At 60.7% G+C, this 26,639-nt stretch carries 27 protein-coding genes and 1 riboswitch; of the genes, 19 read left to right on the forward strand and 8 right to left on the reverse strand.

Translation table 11 applies throughout. The features are described from left to right. Window positions 1-144 precede the first annotated feature (144 nt). The 3 genes from ACROHD_RS09055 to ACROHD_RS09065 all read left to right on the forward strand — a co-directional run bounded on the left by ACROHD_RS09055 (window position 145) and on the right by ACROHD_RS09065 (window position 1,848). Complete coding sequence (locus tag ACROHD_RS09055; protein WP_432677340.1) at window positions 145-537, forward strand: hypothetical protein; 393 nt, start codon at window positions 145-147, stop codon at window positions 535-537. A 38-nt stretch (window positions 538-575) separates the two neighbouring features. After that, on the forward strand, window positions 576-1,031 hold the full coding sequence (locus ACROHD_RS09060) for a SecDF P1 head subdomain-containing protein (protein WP_432677341.1): 456 nt from the start codon (window positions 576-578) through the stop codon (window positions 1,029-1,031). Window positions 1,032-1,137: 106 nt separating this feature from the next. Further along, window positions 1,138-1,848 (forward strand): NYN domain-containing protein, encoded by a 711-nt coding sequence (locus ACROHD_RS09065; protein WP_432677343.1) that lies wholly within the window; start codon window positions 1,138-1,140, stop codon window positions 1,846-1,848. Here the strand turns inward: ACROHD_RS09065 and ACROHD_RS09070 are convergent, their stop codons facing one another. Then, window positions 1,849-2,466 carry a TetR/AcrR family transcriptional regulator gene (locus ACROHD_RS09070; protein WP_432677344.1) on the reverse strand — a complete coding sequence of 206 codons (618 nt, stop codon included), beginning with the start codon at window positions 2,464-2,466 and terminating at the stop codon, window positions 1,849-1,851. Window positions 2,467-2,566: 100 nt separating this feature from the next. Here ACROHD_RS09070 and ACROHD_RS09075 point away from each other — a divergent pair, with 100 nt between their 5' ends. The 5 genes from ACROHD_RS09075 (at window position 2,567) to ACROHD_RS09095 (ending at window position 6,833) form a co-directional block, all read left to right on the forward strand. Next, window positions 2,567-3,499, forward strand: coding sequence for an AEC family transporter (locus ACROHD_RS09075; RefSeq protein ID WP_432677346.1), 933 nt, complete (start codon window positions 2,567-2,569; stop codon window positions 3,497-3,499). 61 nt (window positions 3,500-3,560) lie between these two features. After that, a complete protein-coding gene (gene fghA, locus ACROHD_RS09080) occupies window positions 3,561-4,400 on the forward strand; it encodes an S-formylglutathione hydrolase (protein ID WP_432677348.1) in 840 nt (279 codons plus the stop codon). Further along, window positions 4,397-5,020: an HAD family hydrolase gene (locus ACROHD_RS09085; protein WP_432677349.1), complete on the forward strand. Its 624-nt coding sequence runs from the start codon at window positions 4,397-4,399 to the stop codon at window positions 5,018-5,020. The genes fghA and ACROHD_RS09085 overlap by 4 nt, the downstream gene beginning before the upstream one ends. Continuing rightward, window positions 5,017-5,934: an ornithine cyclodeaminase family protein gene (locus tag ACROHD_RS09090; RefSeq protein WP_432677350.1), complete on the forward strand. Its 918-nt coding sequence runs from the start codon at window positions 5,017-5,019 to the stop codon at window positions 5,932-5,934. Before ACROHD_RS09085 ends, ACROHD_RS09090 begins: the two co-directional genes overlap by 4 nt. Continuing rightward, window positions 5,919-6,833 (forward strand): alpha/beta fold hydrolase, encoded by a 915-nt coding sequence (locus ACROHD_RS09095; protein WP_432677351.1) that lies wholly within the window; start codon window positions 5,919-5,921, stop codon window positions 6,831-6,833. The genes ACROHD_RS09090 and ACROHD_RS09095 overlap by 16 nt, the downstream gene beginning before the upstream one ends. Here ACROHD_RS09095 and ACROHD_RS09100 read toward each other — a convergent pair. Then, window positions 6,830-8,074, reverse strand: coding sequence for an MFS transporter (locus ACROHD_RS09100; RefSeq protein WP_432677353.1), 1,245 nt, complete (start codon window positions 8,072-8,074; stop codon window positions 6,830-6,832). The two genes, ACROHD_RS09095 and ACROHD_RS09100, sit on opposite strands and share 4 nt — an antisense overlap. A 127-nt stretch (window positions 8,075-8,201) precedes the next feature. Here ACROHD_RS09100 and zapE point away from each other — a divergent pair, with 127 nt between their 5' ends. Then, window positions 8,202-9,287 (forward strand): cell division protein ZapE, encoded by a 1,086-nt coding sequence (gene zapE, locus ACROHD_RS09105; protein ID WP_432677354.1) that lies wholly within the window; start codon window positions 8,202-8,204, stop codon window positions 9,285-9,287. A 27-nt stretch (window positions 9,288-9,314) separates the two neighbouring features. On the opposite strand, the gene ACROHD_RS09110 is transcribed toward zapE, so the two are convergent. Next, the gene (locus ACROHD_RS09110) at window positions 9,315-10,007 is read right to left on the reverse strand and encodes an IclR family transcriptional regulator (protein ID WP_432677356.1); all 693 of its coding nucleotides are present in this window, start codon (window positions 10,005-10,007) and stop codon (window positions 9,315-9,317) included. 156 nt (window positions 10,008-10,163) lie between these two features. Here ACROHD_RS09110 and ACROHD_RS09115 point away from each other — a divergent pair, with 156 nt between their 5' ends. Genes ACROHD_RS09115 through ACROHD_RS09130 form a run of 4 tightly spaced genes read left to right on the forward strand, consistent with a single transcriptional unit; the run spans window position 10,164 to window position 14,037 of the window. Then, entirely contained in the window at window positions 10,164-11,108 is a 945-nt protein-coding gene (locus tag ACROHD_RS09115) for a metal ABC transporter solute-binding protein, Zn/Mn family (RefSeq protein WP_432677357.1), read from the forward strand. Then, window positions 11,108-11,914 (forward strand): metal ABC transporter ATP-binding protein, encoded by an 807-nt coding sequence (locus tag ACROHD_RS09120; RefSeq protein WP_432677359.1) that lies wholly within the window; start codon window positions 11,108-11,110, stop codon window positions 11,912-11,914. The genes ACROHD_RS09115 and ACROHD_RS09120 overlap by 1 nt, the downstream gene beginning before the upstream one ends. A gap of 3 nt (window positions 11,915-11,917) precedes the next feature. After that, window positions 11,918-13,123 carry a metal ABC transporter permease gene (locus ACROHD_RS09125; protein WP_432677361.1) on the forward strand — a complete coding sequence of 402 codons (1,206 nt, stop codon included), beginning with the start codon at window positions 11,918-11,920 and terminating at the stop codon, window positions 13,121-13,123. Beyond that, on the forward strand, window positions 13,120-14,037 hold the full coding sequence (locus tag ACROHD_RS09130; RefSeq protein ID WP_432677363.1) for a metal ABC transporter permease: 918 nt from the start codon (window positions 13,120-13,122) through the stop codon (window positions 14,035-14,037). Before ACROHD_RS09125 ends, ACROHD_RS09130 begins: the two co-directional genes overlap by 4 nt. 3 nt (window positions 14,038-14,040) lie before the next feature. Here the strand turns inward: ACROHD_RS09130 and ACROHD_RS09135 are convergent, their stop codons facing one another. The 4 genes from ACROHD_RS09135 to ACROHD_RS09150 form a co-directional block, all read right to left on the reverse strand. Beyond that, the gene (locus tag ACROHD_RS09135; RefSeq protein ID WP_432677365.1) at window positions 14,041-14,424 is read right to left on the reverse strand and encodes a hypothetical protein; all 384 of its coding nucleotides are present in this window, start codon (window positions 14,422-14,424) and stop codon (window positions 14,041-14,043) included. A gap of 69 nt (window positions 14,425-14,493) precedes the next feature. Then, window positions 14,494-14,702, reverse strand: a riboswitch (cobalamin riboswitch). A gap of 279 nt (window positions 14,703-14,981) precedes the next feature. Next, on the reverse strand, window positions 14,982-16,262 hold the full coding sequence (locus tag ACROHD_RS09140) for a bifunctional folylpolyglutamate synthase/dihydrofolate synthase (protein ID WP_432677366.1): 1,281 nt from the start codon (window positions 16,260-16,262) through the stop codon (window positions 14,982-14,984). After that, the gene (gene accD / locus ACROHD_RS09145; RefSeq protein ID WP_432677367.1) at window positions 16,255-17,211 is read right to left on the reverse strand and encodes an acetyl-CoA carboxylase, carboxyltransferase subunit beta; all 957 of its coding nucleotides are present in this window, start codon (window positions 17,209-17,211) and stop codon (window positions 16,255-16,257) included. Before accD ends, ACROHD_RS09140 begins: the two co-directional genes overlap by 8 nt. 71 nt (window positions 17,212-17,282) lie before the next feature. Next, on the reverse strand, window positions 17,283-18,173 hold the full coding sequence (locus ACROHD_RS09150) for a CPBP family intramembrane glutamic endopeptidase (protein ID WP_432677368.1): 891 nt from the start codon (window positions 18,171-18,173) through the stop codon (window positions 17,283-17,285). 127 nt (window positions 18,174-18,300) lie between these two features. On the opposite strand from ACROHD_RS09150, the gene ilvD reads away from it, so the two are divergent. The 6 genes from ilvD to ACROHD_RS09180 all read left to right on the forward strand — a co-directional run bounded on the left by ilvD (window position 18,301) and on the right by ACROHD_RS09180 (window position 25,684). Further along, entirely contained in the window at window positions 18,301-20,034 is a 1,734-nt protein-coding gene (gene ilvD, locus ACROHD_RS09155) for a dihydroxy-acid dehydratase (protein ID WP_432677369.1), read from the forward strand. After that, window positions 20,015-20,767: a hypothetical protein gene (locus ACROHD_RS09160; RefSeq protein ID WP_432677370.1), complete on the forward strand. Its 753-nt coding sequence runs from the start codon at window positions 20,015-20,017 to the stop codon at window positions 20,765-20,767. The genes ilvD and ACROHD_RS09160 overlap by 20 nt, the downstream gene beginning before the upstream one ends. 60 nt (window positions 20,768-20,827) lie before the next feature. Further along, a complete protein-coding gene (locus ACROHD_RS09165; RefSeq protein WP_432677371.1) occupies window positions 20,828-21,583 on the forward strand; it encodes a DUF6478 family protein in 756 nt (251 codons plus the stop codon). 13 nt (window positions 21,584-21,596) lie between these two features. Continuing rightward, the gene (locus ACROHD_RS09170) at window positions 21,597-21,974 is read left to right on the forward strand and encodes a hypothetical protein (protein ID WP_432677372.1); all 378 of its coding nucleotides are present in this window, start codon (window positions 21,597-21,599) and stop codon (window positions 21,972-21,974) included. Between the two features lie 513 nt (window positions 21,975-22,487). Next, window positions 22,488-24,521 (forward strand): 2,4-dienoyl-CoA reductase FMN-binding domain-containing protein, encoded by a 2,034-nt coding sequence (locus ACROHD_RS09175; protein ID WP_432677373.1) that lies wholly within the window; start codon window positions 22,488-22,490, stop codon window positions 24,519-24,521. Window positions 24,522-24,778: 257 nt separating this feature from the next. After that, entirely contained in the window at window positions 24,779-25,684 is a 906-nt protein-coding gene (locus ACROHD_RS09180; RefSeq protein ID WP_420396352.1) for a LysR family transcriptional regulator, read from the forward strand. A gap of 52 nt (window positions 25,685-25,736) precedes the next feature. Here the strand turns inward: ACROHD_RS09180 and ACROHD_RS09185 are convergent, their stop codons facing one another. Continuing rightward, window positions 25,737-26,639 carry an OmpA family protein gene (locus ACROHD_RS09185; RefSeq protein WP_432677374.1) on the reverse strand — a complete coding sequence of 301 codons (903 nt, stop codon included), beginning with the start codon at window positions 26,637-26,639 and terminating at the stop codon, window positions 25,737-25,739.

Here is a 26,639-nt window from a genome sequence, read left to right on the forward strand (position 1 = left end):
TCAGCCTCGATGACATCAACACAGGCTTCGACCTCATGCACAAAGGCGAATCCATCAGATCCGTCGTCGTGTATTGACGTGGTACCATGACGTGGCCGGATTCCGACTCTGGGGTCCGGCGGTTTTCTCGAAGGGAGATTTCAGATGAGGACGAAAGCTCTTATTTCCGGGCTGGCCATTCTTGCAGGAACAATGGCCCAGGCCGAAGGCTGGACGGTCACCGATCTGGGGTCCGTCGATGAACGCGCCGAGTGCATGCGCCTGGCTGAAGCCACGATTGACGCCTATCGCGCCACCTATGGCGGGGACGGGTTCACCGGGCGCAGCGAATGGACCATTGGCGGCTATGATCTGCGCGGTGAGGTGGTGGATGCCCTGATCATCTGTCCGATCGAAGCGGGCCTCGTCGCGCCTTTCCTTATCGTGTTCAACACGGATTCCGACAATGATGCCCGCGAAACCGTGGCCGACCGGTTGAACGAGATCTGGGACCAGCAGGTTGCCGGAACCTACGCGCCTCCGACACCGGGCAAGTAGGCAAAGCGCCATTCCTGTTCAGACAAGGAGGATCTGTGATGGAACCCGAAGGTCTGGGATTTCTATCCGGGATTGTCACGGCCCTCGGCGGTCTGGCTGAAGGCACGGAAGGTAGCCTGCCGCCGCCGCCGATCATTCCCCAGCCTGGTGGTGCGGCGATTGAGCTGCGCTTATCCGGTGTGGAATATGCCATTGCTCCGGAAAGCATTCTCGCGGTCCTGTCAGGTCCGAATGAAATCACCGGTGTGCCACAGGTGGAACTGATTCTCGATGATCAGGCTGCCACCTTGTTCGGGCAGATCACCACCACCCACTTGGGTCAGGAAATGGACCTGATCGTTTGCAGCCGGATCTTGGTATCACCCGTGATCCGGGAGCCGATTACCGGCGGACGGATTATGATATCAGGCAATTTCACCCCGGATGAAACCGATCAGATCGCCCATCAGATCGCGGGCGGTGTCCCGTGCGACCCGCCATCTCAGTCCAAGTGATCAAGAGTCAGCTTGCAGATTGCGGGTCCTGCCCTCGACATCGCTCGCCTGGGGCGTCATCCTGAACGTATTGGGCCATCGCGGCCCGGACATAAAGGACCGCTCCGTGACCCAAACAAGAACCCCCTTGCTCGCCGTTCTGGTCGATGCGGACAATACCTCGCCCAAACACGCCAAGGCGATATTTGACGAAATTGCCCGGTTCGGAGAGGCCAGCGTGCGCCGCATCTATGGTGATTTCTCGTCTCAGCAAATGGCAGGCTGGAACCGGGTGCAGGCGGAACACGGGCTGGTGCCGTTCCATCAGCCGGCCAATACCGTAGGCAAGAACGCCAGCGACATTGCCCTGGTAATCGATGCGATGGACCTGCTGCACACAGCGCGGTTCGACGGGTTCGTGCTGGTCAGTTCCGACAGCGATTTTACACGGCTTGCCAGCCGTATCCGCGAACAGGGGCTGGAGGTTTACGGCATCGGTCAAAAGAAGACCCCCGACGCGTTTCGGCAAGCCTGCAAAAGATTCATCTTCATCGAGAATATCGAGGGGGAAACCGCCAAGCCAGCAGATGGAAAAACCAAACCGGTCGCCAAGCTGACCGAGGTCCGCGACCTGATTTATCGCGCAATGGATTCAATCGATCAGGACAGCGACTGGTTCAACCTCGGCACGCTCGGCCAACAGATTCAGGCAGCCAACCCCGATTTCGACACGCGAAGCTATGGCAAGAAGAAACTGTCGGATATCGTGGCGGATGTTAAAACGCTGGAAACCCGCAGGGCCGAAAACAACCAGCTGTTTGTGCGCCGTGTGGACTGATTAGCCGCGTCGATAGCGTGCAAGGAAGGTCGCGACGCTTTCCCGCGCAATGCGATCCATCTGCTCGGGTGAGCTATCGGTTTCAACATTGAGAATTTTGCGCAACAGCATGTCGGCCCGACACAGTTGAAGAAACTGGTCAGCGGCCATGTGCGGATCGTCGATTTCCAGCTCCTGCGCTACCTTTTCGCTCCCTAGATAGGCGGCAATCTGGTCCAGAACCTGCTTGGGGCCGCTGTCATAGAAGGCGCGCCCCAGCTCGGGGAAGCGGGTCGATTCGGCGACGCAGACCCGGAACACCTGGATCGAAAAGTCTGACATGAGGAAGTTCAGGAAAGACAGCGCAATGGAATAGAGCGCCTCGGGCACCGGGCGTTGCAGTATCTCGATCCCCATCGCCTGTTCCGACTGCATCTGGCATTGGGATGTCAGAACGGCCAAGAATAGAGCCTGTTTGTCAGGAAAATAGCTGTAAAGCGTTGCCTTTGACACGCCCGCATCGCGCGCGATCTGGTCGACGCTGGCGCCCTCGAATCCTTCGCGCAGAAACACCTCTCTCGCCCCGTCGATGACTTGATCGAATTTACGACCCTTCTTTAGCGGTGCGTTGATGTTCATGCTGCCTCCTGCTGACAAACACAGAATAAACGGATCAGTTTAGTTCATCAAGCAATGCGGGTGCTGGACAGGCTCAGAATGTTCCCCTAGCGATGCGTATATGATCGAGATTTTTCTCAAGACACTGCCATTCTTTGCGCTGATCGCACTCGGCTTTCAATCCGGGCGAACCGGCTTTTTCACGGCCGAGGCGACGGCCTATCTGACCAAGTTCGTGTTCTATTTCGCGCTTTCAGCGATGCTGTTCCGCTTTGCTGCCAACCTGTCCTTGTCAGAAATCTTCGACTGGTGGTTCGTGGCCGCGTATCTGTGGGGCTGTGGCGTGGTCTATCTGCTGGCTACAGCGGTGGCATTCTTTCGGGGCGTTGGCTTGCAAGAAGCCGCGGTCGAGGCGCAATGTTCGGTCATCGGGAATACCGGCTTTCTGGGCGTGCCAATGCTGGTTGTCCTTCTGGGCGAGGCTGCTGCCGGCCCGGTGCTGATGGTTCTGGCCATTGATCTCATCGTGTTTTCCAGCCTGATCACTATCCTGATCACCGGGTCGCGCGACGGGCGCATGTCATTTGCCGTTCTGGGAACAGTTGGCAAAGGGTTAGTGCGCAATCCAATGATCGTGTCCATCGCGCTCGGGCTGATTTGGTCAGCTGCTAACCTGCCCATTCCAGATGTTGTGAACGAGTTTCTGGGCATCCTCGGGGCTGCCGCGACCCCCGGCGCGCTTTTCGCCATCGGGGCTTCCCTGGCCGGTAAATCGGCGGAACGCATGTCGGTCGCTGCTTGGCTTAGCTTCTGCAAACTGGTGTTGCACCCCGGTGCCGTTGCCATCGCGGCGCTTTGGCTGTTTCCGGTGGCAGCGTTTGACGCGGCGGTCATGATTTCAGCTTCGGCTCTGCCGGTTGCTGGAAACGTCTATATCCTTGCGCAACATTACGGTGTTGCCCCGCAGCGGGTGTCGGCGGCGATCCTCTTCTCGACGGCCATTTCCATCGTAACGGTTTCGCTCGTCATCGCATGGGTCACCCCCCTGCTCTAGCGCTTGCCGCATGGCCCTGCCCGCGTTACGCCTTGGCAAAAGCAATTGCGGAGACTGACCCATGGAAACGATTTCGGAAAACAGGTGCTTTGGTGGCACCCAGGGCGTTTATCGCCACGCCTCCAGCGCTACGGGCACGGATATGACCTTTGGTCTGTTCCTGCCAGCAGAGGCAGAGGACGGCCCGGTTCCGGTTCTGTGGTATCTGTCCGGTCTGACATGCACCCATGAAAATGCGATGGTAAAAGCCGGGGCACAGCTTTGGGCCGCCGAGCAGGGCATCGCTCTGATCTTCCCCGACACCAGCCCGCGCGGTGAGGGAGTTCCGAACGATGACGCCTATGATCTGGGCCAGGGCGCAGGGTTCTATGTGAACGCAACGCAAGATCCGTGGGCAGAACATTTCCAGATGTGGGACTACGTGACCGAGGAATTGCCCGCACTCGTCTTCGATCGGTTTGCGCTGGATATCGACCGACAGGGAATCACCGGCCACTCCATGGGCGGCCATGGCGCGTTGACCATCGCCATGAGCTTTCCCGACCGTTTCGCCAGCGTTTCGGCTTTTTCCCCCATCTGTAACCCGATGGAAAGCGATTGGGGCCGCAAACAGCTTGGGGCCTATCTGGGTGACAACACCGCCCTGTGGGAAGCGCATGACGCCACCATGCTGATGCGCGCCAAGGGCTTCCCCGGCCCGATCCTGATCGACACGGGCACCGCGGATCAGTTCGGCGATCTTCTGAAGACCGAAGCGTTGGCCGAAGCTATGACCGCCCGCCGCCAGCCCGGAACGATCCGTATGCAGCCGGGCTATGACCATTCCTATTTCTTCGTCTCGACTTTCATCGAAGATCACATCAGCTTCCACGCCGAAGCGCTTTACGGCGTCAGTGCATGAGTGTTGAGGCGGTTGTTTTCGATATCGGAAACGTCCTGATCGAATGGGCACCGGAACGGCTCTATGACAGGCTTTTCGGTGAGGATCGGCGGCGAGAGCTTTTCGCCGCCGTCGATCTGGAGGGCATGAATCTCGGTGTCGACAAGGGCGATCCATTCCGGCAGTCTGTCTATGCGTTGGCGGATGAAAATCCCTTGTACAGAGACGAAATACGGCTCTGGCATGACCGATGGCTGGACATGGCCAGCCCCGCCATCCCCCATAGTGTGCATCTGCTTCGCAAGCTGCGCGCCAAGGGCATCCCCGTCTTTGCTCTGTCCAACTTCGGTCGGGAAACATTCGATGCCGCCTGTGCGGAGTATCAGTCCCTGACCAAGTTCGACCGGTCCTATATCTCGGCCCACCATGGGCTGATCAAACCGGACCCTGCATTTTACGCCGTGTTAGAGACTGATTCCGGTCTTTCCGGTGCGTCGCTTCTGTTTACCGACGACCGTACAGAGAATATCGACGCCGCCCATGCACGCGGCTGGCACACTCATCTGTTCGAAGGGCCGGAAGGATGGGCAAGGACGCTCGTCGCTCATGGCCTGCTGACCGAAGAGGAGACCCACCCATGAGCATTGACATCATCGGACCTGAGGCAGAGGCCCATCTAACATGGCATGGCCTGATGGATGCCCTGCGCGCCGGGCACCTGCTGCCCAAGGCCGAGATCGGGGATACGCTGCTCTATCGCGGGGAAGATACGCTTCTGTCCCGCGCCGCTTGGATCGACGGAGTGGGGTCGGCGGTAAAGACTGCCAATATCTTTCCGGGCAATCCCGGCAACGGCAAGCCGCTGATCCTTGGGGCCGTGAATGTCTATTCCGACCTCGATGGCTCCCTGCTCGCCCTGGTGGATTTCGAACTGGTCACTAAATGGAAAACGGCAGGCGGCAGCTTGCTTGGCGCTGCGCAGCTTGCCCGCAAGGATAGTGAGACGATCCTGATCGTAGGCGCCGGTGCAGTGGGTCATTCCCTGCGCGAAGCCTATGGCGCGCTCTTCCCCGATGCCCGTTTCCTGATTTGGAACCGGACCATCGCAAAGGCCGAGGCCTTCGCAGCCGCGTTTCCGGGAACCGAGGTCGCCCCTGATCTGGAAACTGCTGTGCGGGCGGCCGATATCGTCACGTCCGCCACAATGGTGACCGAGCCTGTCCTGAACGGCGACTGGTTCCAGCCCGGCCAGCATATCGACATCATCGGTGCCTATCGCCCGGATATGCGCGAAGTGAACGATGCAGCGATCCTGCGCAGTTCGATCCATGTGGACAGCCGCGATACGACCATTGGGCATATTGGCGAGATACAGGACCCGATTGACCGGGGGCTGATCACGGAGGAAGATATTCTCTCGGATTTCTACGATCTGGAGGCTGGCAAAATGACCCGTCGCAGCGACGGTGAGATCACGCTCTTCAAGAATGGTGGCGGCGCGCATCTTGATCTGATGACCAGTCGTTACATCCTCGACGCATGGCAATCCCGCTGATCGCAGGCGCAGCGGCGCTGGCCCTTGGTGGAAGCTATCTGGGCGCGAGGCTGAACCGGCGTCGGATCGAGGATCTGCGCAGCAACATGCCCGGGCGGCTGGTTTCCCTGTCTCAGGGACACACCCACGCGGAATGGCATGGGCCTCAGGATGGCCCGGTTCTGGTCTGCGTGCATGGCCTGTCCACGCCGTCCTTCGTGTGGGGGCCTTTGCTGCCGCACCTGACCGATCAGGGCTATCGTGTGCTGACCTATGACCTTTACGGGCGCGGCTATTCCGACCGCCCGCCCGGCCGGCAAGATGCGGGTTTCTTCCTGCGGCAGCTAAAGGATCTGCTGGATCAGGAGCGAGTCAGCAACCCATTCACCCTGATGGGATATTCCATGGGAGGCGCGATTTCAGGCGCGTTTGCGCAGGCTTACCCGGATCGTGTCTCTCGCCTGATCCTGCTGGCCCCGGCTGGGCTTGGGCTCCACCTCGGCCGGTTTTCGGAAATCGTGGCCAAAAGTCCCATCATCGGTGATTGGATGATGGAGGTTTTGGGCGCGCAAAGCCTGCGCGGCGGCTATGGCGAGGGTGACGGTGTCGACCCGGTGGCCGATGCGATCACCAATCGGGCGTTGGATGAGCTGGCCGTCGAGGGCACCCTGCGCGCCATCCTGTCCGCGCAGCGCGGTATCCTGTCGGATGATCAATCTTCACTGCATACCGAGATTTCTGCCTCGGATATCCCGGTTCTGGCAGTTTGGGGCGCACAGGATACGGTGATCCCGATCACATGTCGCAAGCGCCTGGAGACACTGAACCCCTCTGCGCGGCAGATCACCCTGACGGATGCTGATCACCGCCTGACCTATACCCATGCTGCGCAAGTGGCCGAGGCCATCGGCCCCGCCTAAGCCGCGGCAGCACGGTCGTTCAGTGGCTTTTCGTTGATCGGCAGGTGGACAATTGCCGACAACGCTCCGACGCCAACGCCGATCCACCACACCGCGCTGTAATCGCCGTAGATGTCATACATCCAGCCGCCCAGAAGTACGCCAAGGAAGCCACCCAACTGGTGGCTGAAGAAGACGATGCCATAAAGCGTTCCCATGTACCGCAGCCCGTAGAGATAGGCGATAAGACCACTGGTCAGCGGCACTGTCGCCAACCACAGTGACCCCATGGCGACTGAGAATACGACAACGGTTAAGGGCGTGATCGGCAGCAGGATGAACATCGCCGCAGCGATGGTACGGCCAAGATAGATCAGCGCCAGCAGGTATTTCTTGGGGAACCGATTGCCAAGCCAACCGGCCAGGATGGTTCCGCCGACATTCGCGATCCCAATCAGGGAAATCGCGATTGCCCCAAGGGTAGATGTCGAAGTGATCCCGATATTATGCAGCATCGAGCCTGGCACGATTGGCCCGCACATCTCGGTCACCAACGCGGGGAAATGCGCGGTCACGAAGCCAAGTTGATACCCGCAGGAAAAGAAGCCGACGAAGATCAGCGTGAACGAAGGATCACGGAACGCCTTTGTCAGGATCTGACCCATGCTTTCCTCGATCTCGGCCTTGCTGGCCATCGGAGGGGATTTCAGCAGGGGCAGAACCAGAAGCGACAGCATGATCACCACGGCGAAAATAACGAAGACCGATTGCCAGCTGGTGAAGCCCATCATGTATTCGGCAAATGGGGCCCCCAGGATCTGCCCTCCCGACCCCGCAGCAGAGACTATTCCAAGGGAAATCGACCTGTTTTCATCTGACGCGGCGCGCCCCACGATGGCCAGAACGACGCCCAGTCCGGTGCCCGCCACCCCGAACCCGACAAGGATTTCCAGCAGCTGGTGCTGAATGGGCAGCGTTGCGCCAGCAGACAGAACCAGCCCAAGCGCGTACATCAATGCGCCCAGGATCAGTGCCTTTCGATCCCCAAACCTTTCCGCAATGGCGCCAAAGATCGGCTGCCCAATGCCCCAAGCCAGGTTCTGAATCGCGATGGCCAGGCTGAAATCAGCGCGCGGCCAGCCGAACTCCTCGGCTATCGGAATCTGAAACACTCCGAAGCTGCCCCGAATGGCAAATGACAGAAGGATAATCACGCAACTGCCGATCAGGACAGGCGTGAAGACGGGTGATTTCTGGGGCATGACAGGGGTCCATGTTCGCGCTGTCGGACAGTCAGTCAGCAATGCTGCCCTGTCAAATCAGATTTCATGATCCGTTACGTCAGTTTTTGTGTGGATCACCGGCGCAGCTTCGCGCTACCAACCGGATATGTCTCAGCATCTGCAAGCCATTTACGATACGCGCGTAGCCGAGGGCCTGTTGCGCCCTGACCCCGCACAGCGAGAAGTTCTTCTACTGCTGGAGGAGCTGCGTGAGAAGCTGGAAGACCGGCCTGCCAAACCCTCTGGCATCCTTGGCCGGTTCTTCAAGCCTGCCGTGCCAGAGGGGACGCGCGGATTGTATCTCTGGGGCGGGGTTGGGCGGGGTAAGTCGATGTTGATGGACCTGTTTCATGCTTATGCCGGGATTCCCCGGAAACGCCGGGTGCATTTTCACGCCTTCATGCAAGAGATTCAGTCCGGCCTGCACGAAGCCCGTAAATCCGGGGCTGAAGACGCCCTGAAACCGGTGGCAGATGCGGTAATCCGTGACGTAGACCTGCTGTGCTTCGACGAAATGCAGATCACGGACATCGCCGACGCGATGATCGTCGGGCGTTTGTTCCAGATGTTGTTCGATGCTGGGGTCGTTGTTGTCACTACGTCGAACCGTCCACCGGAGGATCTGTACAAACATGGTCTCAACCGCCAGCTTTTCCTCCCCTTCATCGCCATTCTGAACGACAAGCTTGAGGTGCATGAGATTGCCAGCCTCACGGATTACCGCCAGCATCGACTGGAGGGGGAGCAGACCTTTTTTGTCCCGGCCAACGCAGAGTCGCGCCGGGCAATTGACGAGATCTGGCGCGATCTGACCGGCGGGAAAAGCGAGGAGCTGGTGCTGGAGGTCAAAGGCCGCGAAGTGCATTTGCCCCGGTACTGGGCTGGCATGGCACGGTGTGATTTCTGGGATCTTTGCGGGCAGCCGCTTGGCCCTGCAGATTACCTTGCACTTGCTGGCGCTGTGAAGCTGTTGGTTCTGGAAAACGTGCCGCGTCTGGACAGCTCCAAGTTCAATGAAGCCAAGCGGTTCGTGACTTTGATTGATGCACTCTATGAAGCGCGGACACGGGTGATCATTTCGGCCGAGGAAGAGCCGGAAAGGCTCTATCTCGAAGGATCTGGCAGTTTCGAGTTTGAGCGCACCGCGTCCAGGCTGCGCGAGATGCAAAGCGCGGATTGGGCTGCGGAATAGGGTTAAAACCCCTTTGTTAGAGCCTGATCACTGCCCATCCAGCGGTGTAGCCTGTTCACGGAGCACCCTCGCATGACCCTCAACCATCCTTAGGGCAATTTCCCGTCGGTCCTCATCAAACCGAGTGCTTAGCCCGGACACGGCAAGCGCACCAAGAAGCTGACCTTCAGGTGACAAAACCGGGCTCGCAACGGAAGAGATATTGGGGTTCCGACCGCACGCCAGGTTGACCGATCCCTCTGCCGTGAAGACAATATTGTTCGGAACCGGCTCACCAGCACAGCGCCGCAATACCATCGCAACTGATCCCCGATCCATTGGTAGCCGCATACCTTCCTCAAGATGATAACGGATCAGGTTGGGCGAGTTCTCGCGATAAAGGCACACCCGTTCCTCGCCCGCCCGCACATAGAAAGAGGCGGTTTCTCCTGTCTTTTCCACCAGGTCGCGCAAGACGGGCCTGATCGTGTCGCCATTCTGATAGTCCTGCCGAAATAGCAGTCCCAAACGCCACACAGACGCGCCAATGCCATATCGCCCGTCCGCATCGCGGGTCAGGAAGCCATAGAGCTGCATCGAATTGGCCTGCCGCAGGACCGTGCTTTTGTGAAGCCCGGTTTCCTCGGCCAGTTCCGCCAGGCTCATCCTGCGCCGCTGACTGGAAAAGGCGGACAGGATGGACATCGCCTTTTCTACCGATTCGATGCGTGTGTTGGTCATTCCCGCCCCTTATTCGGCTCGTTGGCCTAGGCTTGCCACGCAATTCAGGGCTGTCCAGCCGAAATCGGCCGGCAAAGATGCAAATGACTCGCAACTGCATTGACTTCTTGCAAATCATTCTCATTATTATTCTGAACTTCATAAAAAGGTGCAGCAATGCTGACCCGCGTAACCGCGACCCTCGCAGTTTTCCTGACCTCCGCCACGATGGCAGTGGCGCAACTCACCGTGGTTGCCACGACCGGCATGATCGCAGATACAGCCCGACAGATCGGCGGAGACCATGTTGACGTGCGCGCCCTGATGGGCCCCGGGGTGGACCCGCACGCCTATCGCCAGACCCGTAGTGACATCGTTGCGATGACCCGCGCCGATCTGGTGCTGTGGCACGGGCTCTATCTGGAAGCCCAGATGGAGGAGTTTTTTGAGGATCTGTCCCGCCGCCGGACCGTGGTAGCCGTGGCCGAAGATTTGCCGCGCACCCTGCTGCTGGCCCACGAAGACTACGACAACCGGTTCGACCCTCATGTGTGGATGGTTCCCGATCTTTGGCAGCACGTGGCCCAGAATGTATTGTCCACACTGATCGAAGCAGACCCTGAGAACGCAGAGATCTATTCCGCCAATGCAGAGACGTTTTTTGCCGAGTTAGAGACTCTTTCGACCTACTCGACCGAGGTTCTTGCCACTGTTCCGCAAGATCAGCGCGTGTTGCTGACCGCTCATGATGCCTTCAACTACTTCGGTGCGGGCTACGGGTTCGAGGTTCTGGGTATCCAGGGTATTTCGACCGAAAGCGAAGCGGGTCTTGCCAGGATCGCTGAACTTGTTGACCTGCTGGTTGATCGGAATGTGCAGGCGGTGTTCGTCGAAAGCTCGGTCTCTGATCGCAACATTCGGGCCCTGATCGAAGGGGCCGCTGCCCGCGGCCACGAGGTTCTTATCGGCGGAGAGCTGTTCTCGGATGCCATGGGTGAGTTCGGCAGCTACGAAGGCACCTATCTGGGCATGATCGACCACAACGTCACCACGATCGCCCGGTCTCTCGGGGGCACGGCCCCGGAACGCGGGATGACCGGGCAGCTTTCAGCGGGGATGTGATGACCAAGATCGCACTCGCCAGCAGCAACGGTTCCACGGCACCGACCGACGCCCCGGCCATGGCGCCAATGGCCATTCGCGGGATGACAGTCTCCTACGGGCAAAAGCCGGTGGTGTTTTCGGTCGACGCGACCTTTCCCGAAGGGTCCATGACCGCGATCATTGGACCGAACGGGGCGGGGAAATCGACCCTATTAAAGGCCACTTTGGGCATTCTGCGGCCTTTGTCGGGTGTGGTCACGATCTTTGGTCAACCCTTGAACAGCCAACGCCACCGCATCGCTTATGTTCCGCAACGCGCCAGTGTCGACTGGGACTTTCCGACAACTGTCCTGGATGTTGTTCTGATGGGCCTTTCGCGTGAACTGGGGTTGCTGCGCCTGGTTCGGCCGCGCCATCGTGATCGCGCGCTGCACTGCCTGACCCGCGTTGGGATGGCAGAATTCGCAGATCGGCAGATCGGTCAGCTTTCGGGCGGACAGCAACAGCGCGTGTTCCTAGCCCGTGCTTTGGCGCAGGGGGCAGACCTGTATCTTTTGGACGAGCCGTTTGCGGGCGTGGATGCGGCGACGGAGAAGGCGATCATCGCAGTCCTCAAAACGCTGAAAGCAGAGGCCAAGACGGTCGTTTCCGTTCATCACGACCTGTCCACAGTGACGGGCTATTTCGACCGAGTTTTGATCTTGAACACCAACAAGATTGCCGAAGGTTCGGTCGAGGACGCCTTTACCCAGACCAATCTGCAATCCGCCTATGGCGGTCGCTTGGCTACGGCCCAGGTCGCGGGCATTCCGGTCGCGGGGTAGAACATGCTGTGGCAGGCTCTGACGCTTCAGCTTGGCTACAACGCCACGCTTGTTGCCATTGGCGCAACTCTTCTGGGTTTCGCTGCTGGGGTGACGGGCACCTTCCTGTTCCTGCGTCGCCGGTCGCTTGTCTCCGACGCCATAAGTCACGCAACCCTGCCCGGTGTTGGGCTGGCCTTCATCGTGATGGTAGCACTCGGTGGGGATGGTCGGAACCTTGCGGGGCTGTTGGCAGGATCAGCCGTGACCGCCGCCTTGGGATTGCTGGCGGTTCAGTGGCTTACACGCCGCACGAGGCTTGCTGAAGACAGTGCCATCGGGGCGGTTCTATCGGTGTTCTTTGGGTTGGGAGTGGTCCTGCTGACGGTGATCCAGACGATGGAATCCGGTCGTCAGGCGGGGCTGGACGGGCTGTTGCTTGGATCTACCGCCGGAATGCTGCGGTCTGATGCCATGCTGATTGCTGCCGGTGGCGCGCTGACACTGATCCTGACGCTGATCTTGCGGCGGCCCATGATCATGGTGGCTTTCGATCAGGACTACGCCGCCGCGCGCGGGTTGAACATCCGGCAGGTCGATCTGGCCACGATGGGGCTGGTCATGGCGGTGACGGTCGTTGGGCTGAAAGTTGTTGGTCTGATCCTGATCGTAGCCCTATTGATCATCCCGCCGGTGACCGCGAGGTTCTGGACAGATCGAACGGAACGGGTCTGGCTATTGTCCGGGATCATAGGTGGAGTTTCGGGCTTTGTCGGCGCTGCGATATCGGCCTCGGCCCCGGCCTTGCCTACCGGCCCGATCATCGTGCTGACCGGATTTGCCGTCTTCGCGTTGTCATTGTTCCTTGCCCCCAACCGGGGTGTGCTGGCCGCGATACTGCGCCATGTCGCGTTTCAGCGCCGCGTGCATGTGCGGCAGGGGCTGTTGGCATTGGCTCAGGGGCAACCAATTTATGAACGATATACGATCCGGCTGCTGCACCGTGCGGGCCTGTCGCGGGCTGATGGGGTGGCAACGGATGCGGGACGTGCGCGGGCCTCAAAGGCGCTTCTCGATGAAAAACGGTGGGAGATCCTGCGCGCCATGCCCGATCAAGAGGCGGCAGCCGCGCTCTATGATGGGATTCGCCCGATTGATACCGTCGTGACACAAGACCAACTGGCCGAAATAGACACGCATCTGGCCGCCCCGCAGGAGGTTCCGGCATGAGCGGATCAGAGTTCGTCCCCCTCAGCCTGACACCGATCCTGATCGGTACCTTTGCCGCAATTGCCTGTGCGCTGCCCGGCAACTTCCTTGTTCTCAGACGGCAGGCGCTGATTGGGGATGCGATATCCCATGTGGTGCTGCCGGGAATCGTGGTGGCCTTTCTGATCACCGGTACCGTTGCGACCTGGCCCATGATGATCGGAGCCGCTGCTGCGGCACTTCTGGCCGTGCTGCTGATCGAGTCCATACGGCGCCTCGGTGGGATCGAGCCCGGCGCGGCCATGGGCGTGGTCTTTACAACCATGTTTGCCGGGGGTGTGTTGTTGTTGGAGCGGTCCGATACGTCCAGCGTGCATCTGGATGTGGAACACGCGTTGATGGGAAATCTGGAAAGCCTGATCTGGCTGGATGCCTATGGCTGGGAATCGCTGCTTGATCCCGTGGCTCTGGCCGGGTTGCCGCCAGAGCTGATCCGCATTTCTCTGACGCTGATCGCTGTGGTCTTCTTTGTTTGGCTTTTCTGGCGGCCATTGAAGATTTCCACGTTCGATGAAGGCTTTGCGCGTGTCATGGGGATGCCCACGAACGTGATCGGGATGGCGCTTGTCGGGGTTTCGGCGCTGGCGGCGGTGGCAGCGTTTGATGCGGTTGGGTCGATCATCGTGATCGCTATGTTCATTTGCCCACCTGCCGCTGCCCGGCTGATGACCAATCGCTTGGGTGCGCAGGTGGGGTGGAGCGTGGTTTTCGCCACATTGTCAGCCGTGCTTGGCTATGTGTTGGCAGGTTATGGCCCGCTTTGGCTGGGTGCGCAGGATTCTGTCAGCGCGGCGGGAATGATCGCCACGGTATCGGGGGTGATCCTTGTCGTGGCCGCGCTGTTAGGGCCCGAGCGGGGTGGTGCGCTGGCCTGAGGCTCAGATCTGGGATGGGCGCTGTGCCGGGCGATCGACGCGATGCCCGACAATCATGGCCCTGGGAAACGGGCCGTTGCCTATGGGACCATCGGTGAAGAACGCCGTAGCAAACTGGTTGAGATCGTCTGGGTCCGTATCCTCGGGAACCCCGCAAAAGACACGAAACCCCCTTTTACAGAGACTATACACAACACCGCAGCCTTGCCCGCAATCGCCATGCAACCTGCCATGGCCGGACATCTCGAAGTCGTCTGACAAAGCCCGATCCCCGGCGCTCAGTGCTGCAGAAAACTGCCGCGCGAGCGTTAGTCCGACGGCGCAGGGCTGGCCAGTTTTCGGGCAGGTGGTGCAGCTATAGGTATAGCCGTTTTCGGTCATGATCATCGCGCCCTCCGCGCTGGGGATCAGACGGGTCGGGAGGGCCGAAAACCCCCACGAAGGACACCCCGCCTTCAGGTTTCTACGATGATGGCAGGTCTCCTGACTCGCGGGTCATTGCGGTCCCCGGCCTTCCCGGCTCGTCCTTGAACCAGTGGCGCGGATGGGGGCGCTTTCCGCTTACAGTTGCGGGGGCAGTTGCGGCATTGGGGAGACCCCGCACCGCATTCCCTTTTCATCCCTTTGGCTCTGGGCCGCAGGGAACCATCGGGGTCACATTGCGCAGGATGGCGCGCGCGGTCAATGGGGGGAAAGCATGGGGTGCCGCGCGTGCGCCATGCGTACTCCCCCTGAACACCCCCTGCTCAGACAAAAGCTGGTTTCGCCGACTGCGTCGTCGACCCGTGAGCGGCCCTTCTCAACCCCCGGCTTGCGCCGGAGGCCTCAAAGAGCCGCGTTGCCACGGGATATCGGTGAAGGCGGTTTGCTGTAACAGCTGTCTGATCCACTTGAGGGGGCGGGATGCTTCCGGCGGGAGTATTGGAGCCAAGAAGAAGGGGTAGTCAGCCGTTCGTCTGAAGGATCACGCCCGCGAGGTAGAGGGAGCCGCAGATGAGCACGCGGGTGCCGGGAGACTCTGCAAGGATCGCCGAGAGGGCGGATTGCACGTCTTCGGCGGTTGCCGCGCGCAGCCCGGCGGCGCGGGCCTTGGCGACGGTGTCTTCGGCAGAGAGCGTCGCGGCCTGACCGGGGATGGATACCGCATGAAGGCCGCCCGCCACCCCGGCCAGCGGGCGCATGAAGCCGCCGACATCCTTGGTGTTCAGCATTCCGCAAATGAGATGCGTGGGTTTCGCCGGCAGGCGTGAAAGCGATTCGACGATGGCCAGCGCGGCGGCGGGGTTGTGGCCGCCATCGAGCCAGAGCTCGGACCCGGCGGCATTTGCCATATCCACAAGTGGGCCGGTCTTCAGGCGCTGCATCCGGGCGGGCCATTCGGCCCGGGTCACGGCGGCTTCGCAAATGGCTTCATCGAAGCCAAGGTGGCGAAGGGTTGCGAGGACCGCGCCAGCGTTCATCACCTGATGGGCCCCGACAAGATTGGGCAGAGGCAAATCGAGAAGCCCGGTTTCGTCCTGGAACACCAGCCGCCCACGTTCTTCCCACACATGCCAGTGCTGGCCATGGACCAACAGCGGTGCGCCATGGCGAGCGGCGCGGGCTTCGATCACTTCCAGCGCCTCATCCGGCTGCGGGCCGACGACGCAGGGTACGCCGCGTTTTATGATCCCGGCCTTTTCACCTGCGATCTCGGCAATCGTCTCACCAAGGTATTGCTGATGGTCAAGATCGACCGGCGTAATGATCGTCAGTCGGGGTTGGTCCACCACGTTCGTGGCATCGAGCCGCCCGCCAAGACCGGTTTCCAGCAAGGTCCAGTCAGCGTGCACCCGGGTGAAGGCCAGCAGCGCGGCGGCGGTCGTGATTTCGAAATAGGTGATAGAATCGGGGCCGTTGGCGGCGAGGCATTCGTCGAGAATGTCGCTGAGAAGGTCTTCGTCGATCAGATCCCCCGCCAGCCGGATACGCTCGTGAAACCGCGCAAGATGCGGCGAGGTATAGACATGGGCGGCTTGACCGGCGGCCTCGATCCCTGCGCGCAGCATGGCGAGGGTGGACCCTTTGCCATTGGTGCCTGCGACATGGATGACAGGGGGCAACTTCGCCTCGGGATGGCCGAGCGCGGCCAGAAGCCGGTGCATTCGGTCCAGCGTCAGGTCGATGATTTTCGGGTGCAGCGACATCATCCGGTCAAGGAGGATGTCGGAACGGGCCTCAGCCATTCTTGTCGGCAGCCTCTTGAGTCGGTGCTGCGGGCACCTGTGCGTCGCTTTCGGCCTGCGCTTCGGGTTCCGGTGCGGGAAGGTCGCCCTTCACGGCCGGGGGCTGGCCGGTCAACATGCGCAGGATGGTCACAAGCTCATCCTTCATGTTCTTGCGATGAGTCACGCGGTCCAGCATACCGTGATCCAGCAGGTATTCGGACCGCTGGAAGCCTTCGGGCAGCGTTTCGCGGATGGTCTGTTCAATGACGCGGGGACCGGCGAAGCAGATAAGCGCATTGGGCTCAGCGATCTGAACATCACCGAGCATGGCATAGGAGGCCGTGACCCCACCGGTGGTCGGATGGGTCAGCACGACGATGTAAGGCAGGCCGGCCTCTTTAAGCATCTGCACGGCGACGGTGGTACGCGGCATCTGGATAAGGCTTAGGATGCCTTCCTGCATGCGGGCGCCACCTGCGGCGGAAAAGAGGACCAGCGGCAGTTGCCGTTCCACAGCGCGTTCGGCGGCGGCGATGATCGCGTTGCCCACATACATGCCCATTGACCCGCCCATGAAGGTGAAGTCCTGCCCGGCGGCGACGATGCGGGTGCGGCCCACTTCGCCTTCTGCGACCAGCATCGCCTCGAACTCTCCGGTGCCCTTCTGGGCAGCCTTCATGCGGTCGGGGTATTTCTTCTGATCGCGGAAATGCAGCGGGTCGGGGACCGGGACGGGTATTTGCACCTCTGAGAACACGCCGCCGTCAAACAGCGCTTCGAACCGGGCGCGCGGGGTGATCGGCATATGGTGATCGCAGCCGGTGCAGACGTTCAGGTTATCAGACAGCTCCCGGTGGAACAGCATCGTCCCGCATTCGGCGCACTTGGTCCAAAGGTTCTCGGGCACCTCGCGGCGGGAAAAGAGCGAGTTGATCCGGGGGCGGACGTAATTGGTGATCCAGTTCATGAGCTGTCCGTTTCTGCGACCGTCTGCGACCAGATATGACGCGCGGACGGGAAATGCAATTGCAGCGTGGCCTAAAGGCCCGTCTTTGCAAGCGCAAAGCGGATGGCGGCCCAGATGACGACCGTGGTGGCCATGTCGCGCAGCAGCAAGGGCACAAGCGTCTCTGTGTCGGCAGGGCCGAAAGGCGTGACGTAAAGCGCAAGGCCCGACAGCGTGCCGCTGAGTGATACGATCAGTATCGCGGCAACGTTGTTGGCAAAGTGAAATCCCCAGGCCGCGCCGATATTGCCGGTGCGTGCCGTCAGGTCGGCAGCGCAAAGACCAAAGAGGCCAGTCGCCGCCACAACCAGCCAAGCCAGGATTGGGCCGTTGGACAGGTCCAGATGCGCGAGACCGAAGAGGATCGAGGGCAGTCCCATCCAGACCAGCGGCGTGTTGAACCGGGCGGCCAGCTGTTGTTGCAGGTATCCGCGAAAAAACAGCTCCTCGGCGCCGGTCTGACCGAGAATGACCAAAAGCGAGAGGGGAAGGAAGTTCAGCCAGAGGGGCAGGTCCAACCCGGGAACGGGATCATAGCCGAAGGGAAAGACGGCAGAGGCCGCCAGCACGGCCAGACAGACCAGCGTGGCAATCGTGAAATGCCGCCGCATCCGCCGCCAGGGACCGAACAATGTCCAGGCGCTGCGGCGGTGGATCAGCGGGGTCACGGCCATGACACCGAAGGCCAGCCCCCAAAGTGTAGCGATGACCAAGAGGGTCGAGGTCGGTGTATCGGCCCGAGCCATTCGGTCGATCCATGCCTGTCCGCCCTCGACGCCCGCGGTCAGGAACACGGTTCCAAAGAGAGCAATCATCCAAAGAACGCAGATCGCGCAGGCCAGAACGAAGCCAAGCAAAAGCCAGCCAAGCCCCGGCCGCAAACGGGCGGGTGCCACATAGGCTGCGTGTGCTTTGTAGATCATTGCTCGGACTGCCTGCCATTTTTTGCTGGATACTAGCCTGAGAGCCAACCAGCGGCAATCGCGCTTGTGTGAGAGAGTCGCGCGCACTATTCCTGATGGAAAGCGCTTTGGTAAGGGGAAGATAAGCATGGCCACGGGTCCGAACGACAAGTCTCATCTGCCAAGCCGGCACACAACCATCGGCCCTGCACGCGCGCCGCACCGGTCGTTTCTCTATGCCATGGGGCTAAGCGAGGAAGAGGTGAACCAGCCCTTCGTCGGCGTGGCCACCTGCTGGAACGAAGCCGCGCCGTGCAATATCGCGCTGTCGCGGCAGGCACAGGCGGTGAAGATGGGTGTGAAACACGCAGGCGGCACCCCGCGTGAGTTTACCACCATCACCGTGACCGATGGCATCGCCATGGGGCATGAAGGGATGCGTGCCTCACTCGCCAGCCGGGATGCGATCACCGACACGGTGGAACTGACGATGCGCGGCCATTGCTATGACGCGCTTGTCGGGCTTGCGGGCTGTGACAAATCCCTGCCGGGAATGATGATGGCAATGGTTCGGCTAAACGTGCCGTCCGTGTTCATCTATGGCGGGTCGATCCTGCCGGGCCGCTACAAGGGCAAGGACGTCACTATTCAGGATGTGTTCGAGGCTGTTGGCCGCCATCAGGCAGGCGCGAATTCGGACGAGGAGTTGCGGGCGCTAGAGAAGATCGCCTGCCCCTCATCCGGGGCCTGCGGCGGGCAGTTCACAGCCAACACGATGGCTTGCGTGTCAGAGGCGATCGGGCTCGCTTTGATGAATTCCTCGGGTGCACCCGCGCCTTACGAAAGCCGTGATGCCTATGGTACGGCATCGGGCGATGCGGTGATGAACTTGCTGGAAAAGAACATCCGCGCGCGGGATATCGTAACGCTGAAATCTTTGCAGAACGCGGCGCGGGTCGTGGCTTGCACCGGCGGCAGCACCAATGCGGGGCTGCACCTGCCCGCGATTGCGCATGAGGCTGGAATTGATTTCAACCTGCAAGATGTGTGCGAAATTTTCCACGACACGCCCTATTTCGTGAACCTGAAACCGGGCGGCGAGTATGTGGCCAAAGACCTCTATGAGGTTGGCGGCGTGCCGGTGGTGATGAAGGAGTTGCGCAAGGCGGGTCTGCTGCACGAGGATTGCATGACCGCCAGCGGACGCAGCATCGGTGAGGAACTGGACCTGATCGAGCGTGAGGCTGACGGCAAGGTCATCCACCCGATTGAGACGCCGCTGACGGAAACCGGTGGTGTGGTCGGGCTGCAAGGCAACCTCGCCCCCGATGGGGCAATCGTCAAAGTCGCGGGGATGAGCGCCGAGGAACAGGTGTTCACCGGGCCCGCGCGGGTCTTTGAATGCGAGGAAGATGCGTTCGAAGCGGTCAAGGCGCGTACCTACAAGGAAGGCGACGTGATCGTCATTCGCAACGAAGGCCCCGCTGGCGGGCCGGGAATGCGGGAAATGCTGGCCACAACCGCCGCGCTGTCGGGCCAGGGCATGGGCAAAGCCGTAGCGCTGATCACCGACGGGCGGTTCTCCGGTGCAACACGCGGATTTTGCGTTGGCCATGTGGGGCCGGAAGCGGCGCATGGTGGGCCGATTGCGCTGTTGGAAGACGGCGACATGATCACCATCAACGCAGTGACCGGTGAGTTGTCGGTTGCCCTGACGGACGAACAGCTGGCCGCGCGCAAAGCGGCTTGGGCAGGCCCGCGCGAAACGATCTATGCCTCTGGTGCGCTGTGGAAATACGCCCGCCTGGTGGGGTCGGCCAAATATGGTGCGGTTACTCATCCCGGCGGAAAAGAGGAACGGCATGTCTACATGGACCTCTAGGGCGCTTATCCTGACATTGGTACTGGTCACGGCCTGCGGGCGGATGGGTGTTGGGCCGTCCGGCACGCCCCCGGTGCGCGCCGTTTCAGTGACATCCGATTTGGTGACGATAGCGGGGCCGGATGGTTTCTGCGTCGATCCGGACTCGACCCGCGATAGCGGCGATACCGCTTTTGTGCTCTTGGGCAATTGTGCAGTGATTTCCGACCGCCGCAGCGCCGGGCAGCCGTCGGTTCAAGCGATCCTGACCGCGTCCCTGTCCGAAGCGGATGCCAGCCAGACCCTGCGCGGTGCGATCCCCGATCTTGGTCCCTTTTTTAACTCGGAAGAAGGCCGCCAACTGCTCAGCCGCGCAGGTGAGGCAGATACGGTAGAGGTGCTGGACAGCTTCCATCAGGGCGATGTGTTCTTCCTGCGTGCCCGCGACAGCAGCGCCAGCGAAATCCAGAACGTCTCGGCTGATTACTGGCGGTCTTATCTGGATGTGGGCGACCGGATCGCAACCCTGACTGTACTGGGCCGCGATGACAGCCCGATCCCGTCCGATACGGGATTACAGACTTTGCGGGAATTCACCCAGGCCGTTCAGATCGCCAACGCGACGGGCGCGGTTCCGGCCGCTCCGCTTGCTGTGCCGGCCGCGCCTGCCCCGGCGGTGGTTAATCCCCGCCCCGCTCAGCCGCGTGGAACGCTCTGGAATGTTGGACTGTTTCGGAGAATAATGGGTGATTAACCGACCAGGGGCTATACCCTTGGCATTGCGTGGAACGAGTGGGAGCGGCAGACAGCTGACATGAGCGGTTTTCTGGAAAAGCGAATGCTGAGAAAGTCGGCCGAGAAATGGGTCGCCCTGGCGGATCGCACCGATTCCATGCCCGCGGAAGAGCTGGAACATCTGCAACGCACCGCCCGGCGCCTGCGCCGTAAGCTGGATCTGTTTGTCGCCGCTTCTGAGGCGAGCCTGATCCCCGATGGGCAATCCGAGATTCTGCGACCAAATCAATTTGACTGGGCCTGGCGGCCGGATCCCTGGACCGCCCCCCGCGCGCCCCGGGGCGTGGTCGAGGTGCCGTCGCCCCACAAGCTGACGGATCATGTGACCCTGTTTCATGATTGCGCCCGGTCCGAAATTGTCCTGCGCCAGACCCGCAACACCGACCCGTCGGTGTGTTGTGCCTTTGGGCTGCTGCTGGATGTCTATCGCTTCGACGGTTCGTTTCTGTCGCTGGTCCTGTCCCTGCCCGATGGTGCGACGAAGAACATTAGCCGCAACCACTATTTCAGCCTGCGCGCCCGCGTGGTCAGCGAACATCCGATCGAGATTTATGCCCGCCTGAATGTTCAGCACGGGCCAAATACCGAACAGATGGTGCGGCAACTGGATCTGAGCGGTGACGTGGGGCTGGCAGAGTTCGACCTGGCCTATTCCAACATCAACGAAAAGCGGGTCGAAAAAGCCTGGATCGACCTGATTTTCGACAACCCGGCGATGAATCAGGTTCACCTTACCGACCTGACGCTGACCCGCGCGCCGCGCGCCGATTTGTGAAGGAACCTCGCGAATGTCCGAATCGAGCCTGGTCAAGACACGCCTGAAAGCGGGCCGCTACGAGGGGCTGCTGAACTCCTCCTCCTCCGCGCCGGTGGTGGAGGCTGTCCACCATGACCGCGTCATCGGCCTGCCCGAGATCGTCCCGATGGAAGGGCATCCGGGGCATTTCCTGCTCGGCTTCGACATCCCGGCAGAGGTTCTGTGCGACGGGGTTCAAACCATCCAGCTGCGCAGCTCTGAGGATGGCGAAGTGCTGGATCGCATCACCATCCTGACCGGCGAACCGCTGGAAGACGACATTCGCGCCGAGGTGGAATTCCTCCGCGAAGAGCTCGACCTTCTGAAACGCAGCTTCCGCCGCCATTGCGTGGAAACCGGGGCGGATTGATTCAAGTGTCCTGCGACGCCCGGCGTCACGATTGAGCACTGCTTGAAAGACACGTGTCCGACAGCGTGCGGAAGTTGCCCCGGATCAGGTCCGCATCGGTGACGTGTGACTTGAAGGCTGGCTGGCATTGACACGCCGTTGATGCGGTCAGCCTGCGCTACCGCCAGATCTACCCCAAAGTGATCTTGTTCGAACCATCGGCCCCTGTGGATTGGGGGATCGACCCCATTGCGTGAAAGGCGTGCTGAGGGCAATTTCGGGTCATTGGAAACGAAAAACACTTCATCGGACACGCCGCTCCGAACGGGCGGCACCCAACCAAAGGAAAAGACTTATGACGACCGTATCCAACCCCTCCCGCCGCACCCACCCCGGTGCGGCGGACTATTTTGCTGTGCCCGCACCCGTGCCATCCCCTTTCGAACCCGGATGCCGCACCTGCCCAAGTGACGCGGCGTAGAGGGTGACAGTCTTCCCGCCTTGGGTCATCTTTGCGCATCGGAGGACTCTATCATGACCCATGCGCTTTACCCTCATCTTCTGGCCCCACTGGACCTTGGCTTTACCACGCTAAAGAACCGAGTTCTGATGGGATCAATGCATACCGGGCTGGAGGAAACAAAGGACTGGCCGCGGGTGGCAGAGTTCTATGCGGAACGGGCCCGTGGTGGCGCTGCGCTGATCGTGACAGGGGGCATGGCGCCCAACAAGGAAGGTGGGGTTTTCCCCGGCGCTGCGGGGTTGTTCACCGAACAGGACATTGCCAATCACCGAGTGGTGACGGATGCGGTTCATGCAGCAGATGGCAAGATCGCCATGCAGATCCTCCATGCTGGCCGGTATGCCTATTCGCCCGATTGTGTCTCCGCCTCTCCTATCAAATCCCCGATCTCCCCCTTCCCGCCAAAGGAGCTGGATGAAGAGGGGATCGAAAAGCAGATAAGCGATATCGTCACCGCCGCTGTGCGGGCACGCGAGGCCGGGTATGATGGCGTCGAGGTGATGGGGTCAGAGGGGTATTTCCTCAACCAGTTCATCGTCAAGCACACCAACAAGCGCACCGACCGGTGGGGCGGGTCGTATGAGAACCGCATTCGTCTGCCGATTGAGGTCGTGCGGCGCGTGCGCGAGGCCGTGGGTGCGGATTTCATTATCATCTACCGCCTGTCGATGATTGACCTGGTGCCCGATGGGTCAACCTTCGACGAGGTGATCCAGCTGGCGCAGAAAATCGAGGCGGCCGGTGCGACCATCATCAACACCGGAATCGGCTGGCACGAGGCGCGAATTCCGACGATTGCCACCAGCGTTCCGCGCAAGGCTTTCGCCTGGGTGACGAAGAAACTGATGGGCAAGGTTGGAATTCCGGTCATCACCTCGAACCGGATCAATATGCCCGATGTGGGTGAAGAGGTGTTGGCGGAAGGGTGCGCCGACATGGTGTCGATGGCGCGCCCCTTCCTTGCAGACGCGCATTTCGTGGTTAAGGCGGCTGAGGGACGTGCCAATGAAATTGCGCCCTGCATCGCTTGTAACCAAGCCTGTCTGGACCACACATTCAGCGGCAAGCTGACCTCTTGCCTCGTGAACCCGCGCGCCTGTCATGAGACAGAGCTGCGCTATGATCCGACCGATGCCCCCAAGAAAGTGGCGATTGTGGGTGCGGGTGCGGCTGGTGTGATGACGGCGGTGATCGCCGCCGGGCGCGGGCATTCCGTGACGCTGTTCGAAAAGGCCGACAAGGTGGGCGGGCAGTTGAACATGGCCAAGCAGATCCCCGGAAAAGAGGAATTCTTTGGGCTGGTGGATTGGTTCGAAACGATGCTGGACACTTCGGGCGTGGATCTGCGGTTGGGAGTTGAGGCAGGGCCGGATCAGCTGAACGGGTTTGACGAGGTGGTGATCTGCACCGGCATCGTGCCGCGCGATCCGGGCATTCCTGGTCAGGACGGGCCGAACGTGCTGTCCTATATAGATGTGCTGGCGCGAAAGGCCCCGGTTGGCGAAAAGGTGGCCATTATCGGCGCAGGCGGCATCGGCTTCGACGTGGCGGAATACCTGGTGCATGAGGGCGAGAGCCCGACTGAGGATCTGGAGCTGTGGAAGCGCGAATGGGGGGTGGGTGACCCTGCCACCGACCGCGGCGGCCTGGCCCCTGTTGGGCCCCGTCCCGAAGCGCCGGCACGCAAGGTCACGCTCTTGCAGCGCAAGAACGAACGGTTGGGCAAGCGGTTGGGGAAGACCACCGGCTGGATCCATCGTGCAGCGTTGAAGATGAAGGCAGTCGAGATGGTGGGCGGCGTGAACTACGAACGCATCGACGCGGACGGCTTGCATGTAAGTTTTGGCGAGGCGCGGGAAAACCCGACGCTGATCGAGGCGGATACCATTGTGCTGTGTGCCGGGCAGCTTTCGGAGCGCACACTTGCAGACCGGTTGGAGGCCGCGGGCATGTCCGTTCATGTGATTGGCGGCGCCGATGTGGCGGCAGAGCTTGATGCTAAGCGGGCCATCAACCAGGGTGCACGGTTGGCCGCAAGCCTGTGATCTTGGGTGTTTCGACGACTTCGTCGCCGACCTGCGGGGGGATCCTCCCCCCGCACCCCCCTGGAGTATTTTTACCAAGAAGAAGGAGAAAAGGCTGACGTCATCCCTTCCCAATACCGGGATGGATTGTGTCATGTTTTGTTTCTTCGCCCTTAACGATCCCCGGTAATACCCGGCTTTGGCCCGTAGTGCTCCGCAATCGCGCCGTATTTGGAAACGATACCAGTATGCGAAACGAAAAGAGCACAGGTGACCCAATGGACCGTCTTACGGAAATGGAAGCCTTCGCCACAGTCGTGGACCAGGGAGGGTTCACGGATGCGGCCAAGAAAATGGGGATCTCGAAATCTGCTGTATCCAAGCATGTTTCGAGCCTTGAAACCCGCCTTGGGGCGCGGCTGCTGAACCGGACAACCCGGCGCGTCAGCCCGACCGAGATCGGACTGGCCTATTACGACCGCGCCCGGCGTGTGTTGAACGACGCAGGCGAGGCGGATGCGCTGGTGACGGCGATGCAATCGGCGCCTTCGGGGATGCTCCGAGTGTCTGTTGCGACAGATTTCGGGGTCAACCACCTGTCGCCCATTCTTGGCGACTTCCTGCATTCCTTCCCCGACATCACCGTCAACATGGTGCTGAACAACCGCTATGTGGAGCTGATCTCCGAAGGGTTTGATATGGCCATTCGGGTGGGTGAACTGGAAGACAGTTCCCTGCGCGCCCGAAAGCTGACCGAGACCACGAAGCGGATGATCGCGAGCCCGGACTATTTCAAGAAATTCGGACGCCCCGAGCGGATCGACGATCTGAATGACCACAAGCTGCTGCATTACTCCAACCAGGCTGCGGGCAACGTGTGGAAGATCACTGCGCCCTCTGGTGAAGTGCGCCAGGTCAGAACGGCGGGATCCCTGACGGTGAATGACGGCCAATCCCTGCTGAATGCAGCGATCGGCGGACTTGGCATCGCCTACCTGCCCAGCTTCCTCTACGCCGAGCCCATGCGGCAAGGCCTGCTGGTCGATGCGATCCCGGATCTGCCCGAAGAAACCCAAGGCATCTACGCTATCTATCCGCCGGGCCGCTACACACAGCCCAAGGTGCGCGCCTTTATCGACTTCCTTGTCGATCAGTTCCGCGACAAGGGCCCTGGCGACTGGTGATTATCTGAGAATTTACGGTTCATGCCGACCCCGCCAACCCCGGCGGGGCAACTCAGCGGGTTGAAGTCACGACGACTTCGACCCGCCTATTTTGTTGGCGGCCCGCGTCGCTGGCATTGTTGGCGCGCGGGGCCAGATATCCGACGCCCTCAGCTCTCAATTGCGCAGAATCGACCCCAAGCGACTGGACGAGGAAGGTACGCACAGCCTCGGCGCGAGATCGTGACAGGGCGATATTGCCTTCGAGCGAGCCCTCTGCATCGGTATGGCCCACGAGAACCACGCGGGTATCGGGGTTGTCGATCAGGAAGGCGGCCAAATCCATCAGCGAAGGATATTCCCCTTCGGCGAGCGTCGAGGAGCCGGTGGCAAAGCTGAGATCCGTCAGAGTGGCGGTTCCCTGAACCGTCAGGCTTTCGCGCAGGTCCATGATCTCATCGCCATCGGGCGACCGGGTAGAGACACCGACCGAGACCGGCGTCATGTCGGCGGGGCTGATGCGGACCATGTGAATATAGCCACGAGTCCCGCCACGAGAGGTCAAGAGGCCCACAAATTCAGAGCCACTTTCGCCTGCCATTTCAGCGACAAGGTAGGAATAATCACCCAGGTCCACGTGCATCGCCGGTTCCGGCGTCACATCCATGGCGAAGCGGAAGTCAAACCCGCCGCACAGCGTGGCATCGCAGGCGAAGACGGGTGAATAGCCTTGGCTTTCCAGCTGCATCCGCAGCGCGGCCATCAGTTGCGCGCTGTTGCCACTGTAATCCACGACCTGCCAGACGGACCGGGCCAGCGCACCCTCGACAGTCATCATCTCGGCCCCGGTCCCCAGCCAGGGGCTGACCGGCAGGCTGTAGTAGGTGGCGCTCTCGGTTTCCTCGTGTGACAGCTCGGACACGCCCGGCAGCTCCAGCTCCAATGCGTGGGCGGGCAGGGCAGCAGCAAGTGCCAA

The sequence above is a fragment of the Nioella aestuarii genome (assembly GCF_050896395.1).
Classification (GTDB): Bacteria; Pseudomonadota; Alphaproteobacteria; order Rhodobacterales; family Rhodobacteraceae; genus Nioella; species Nioella aestuarii.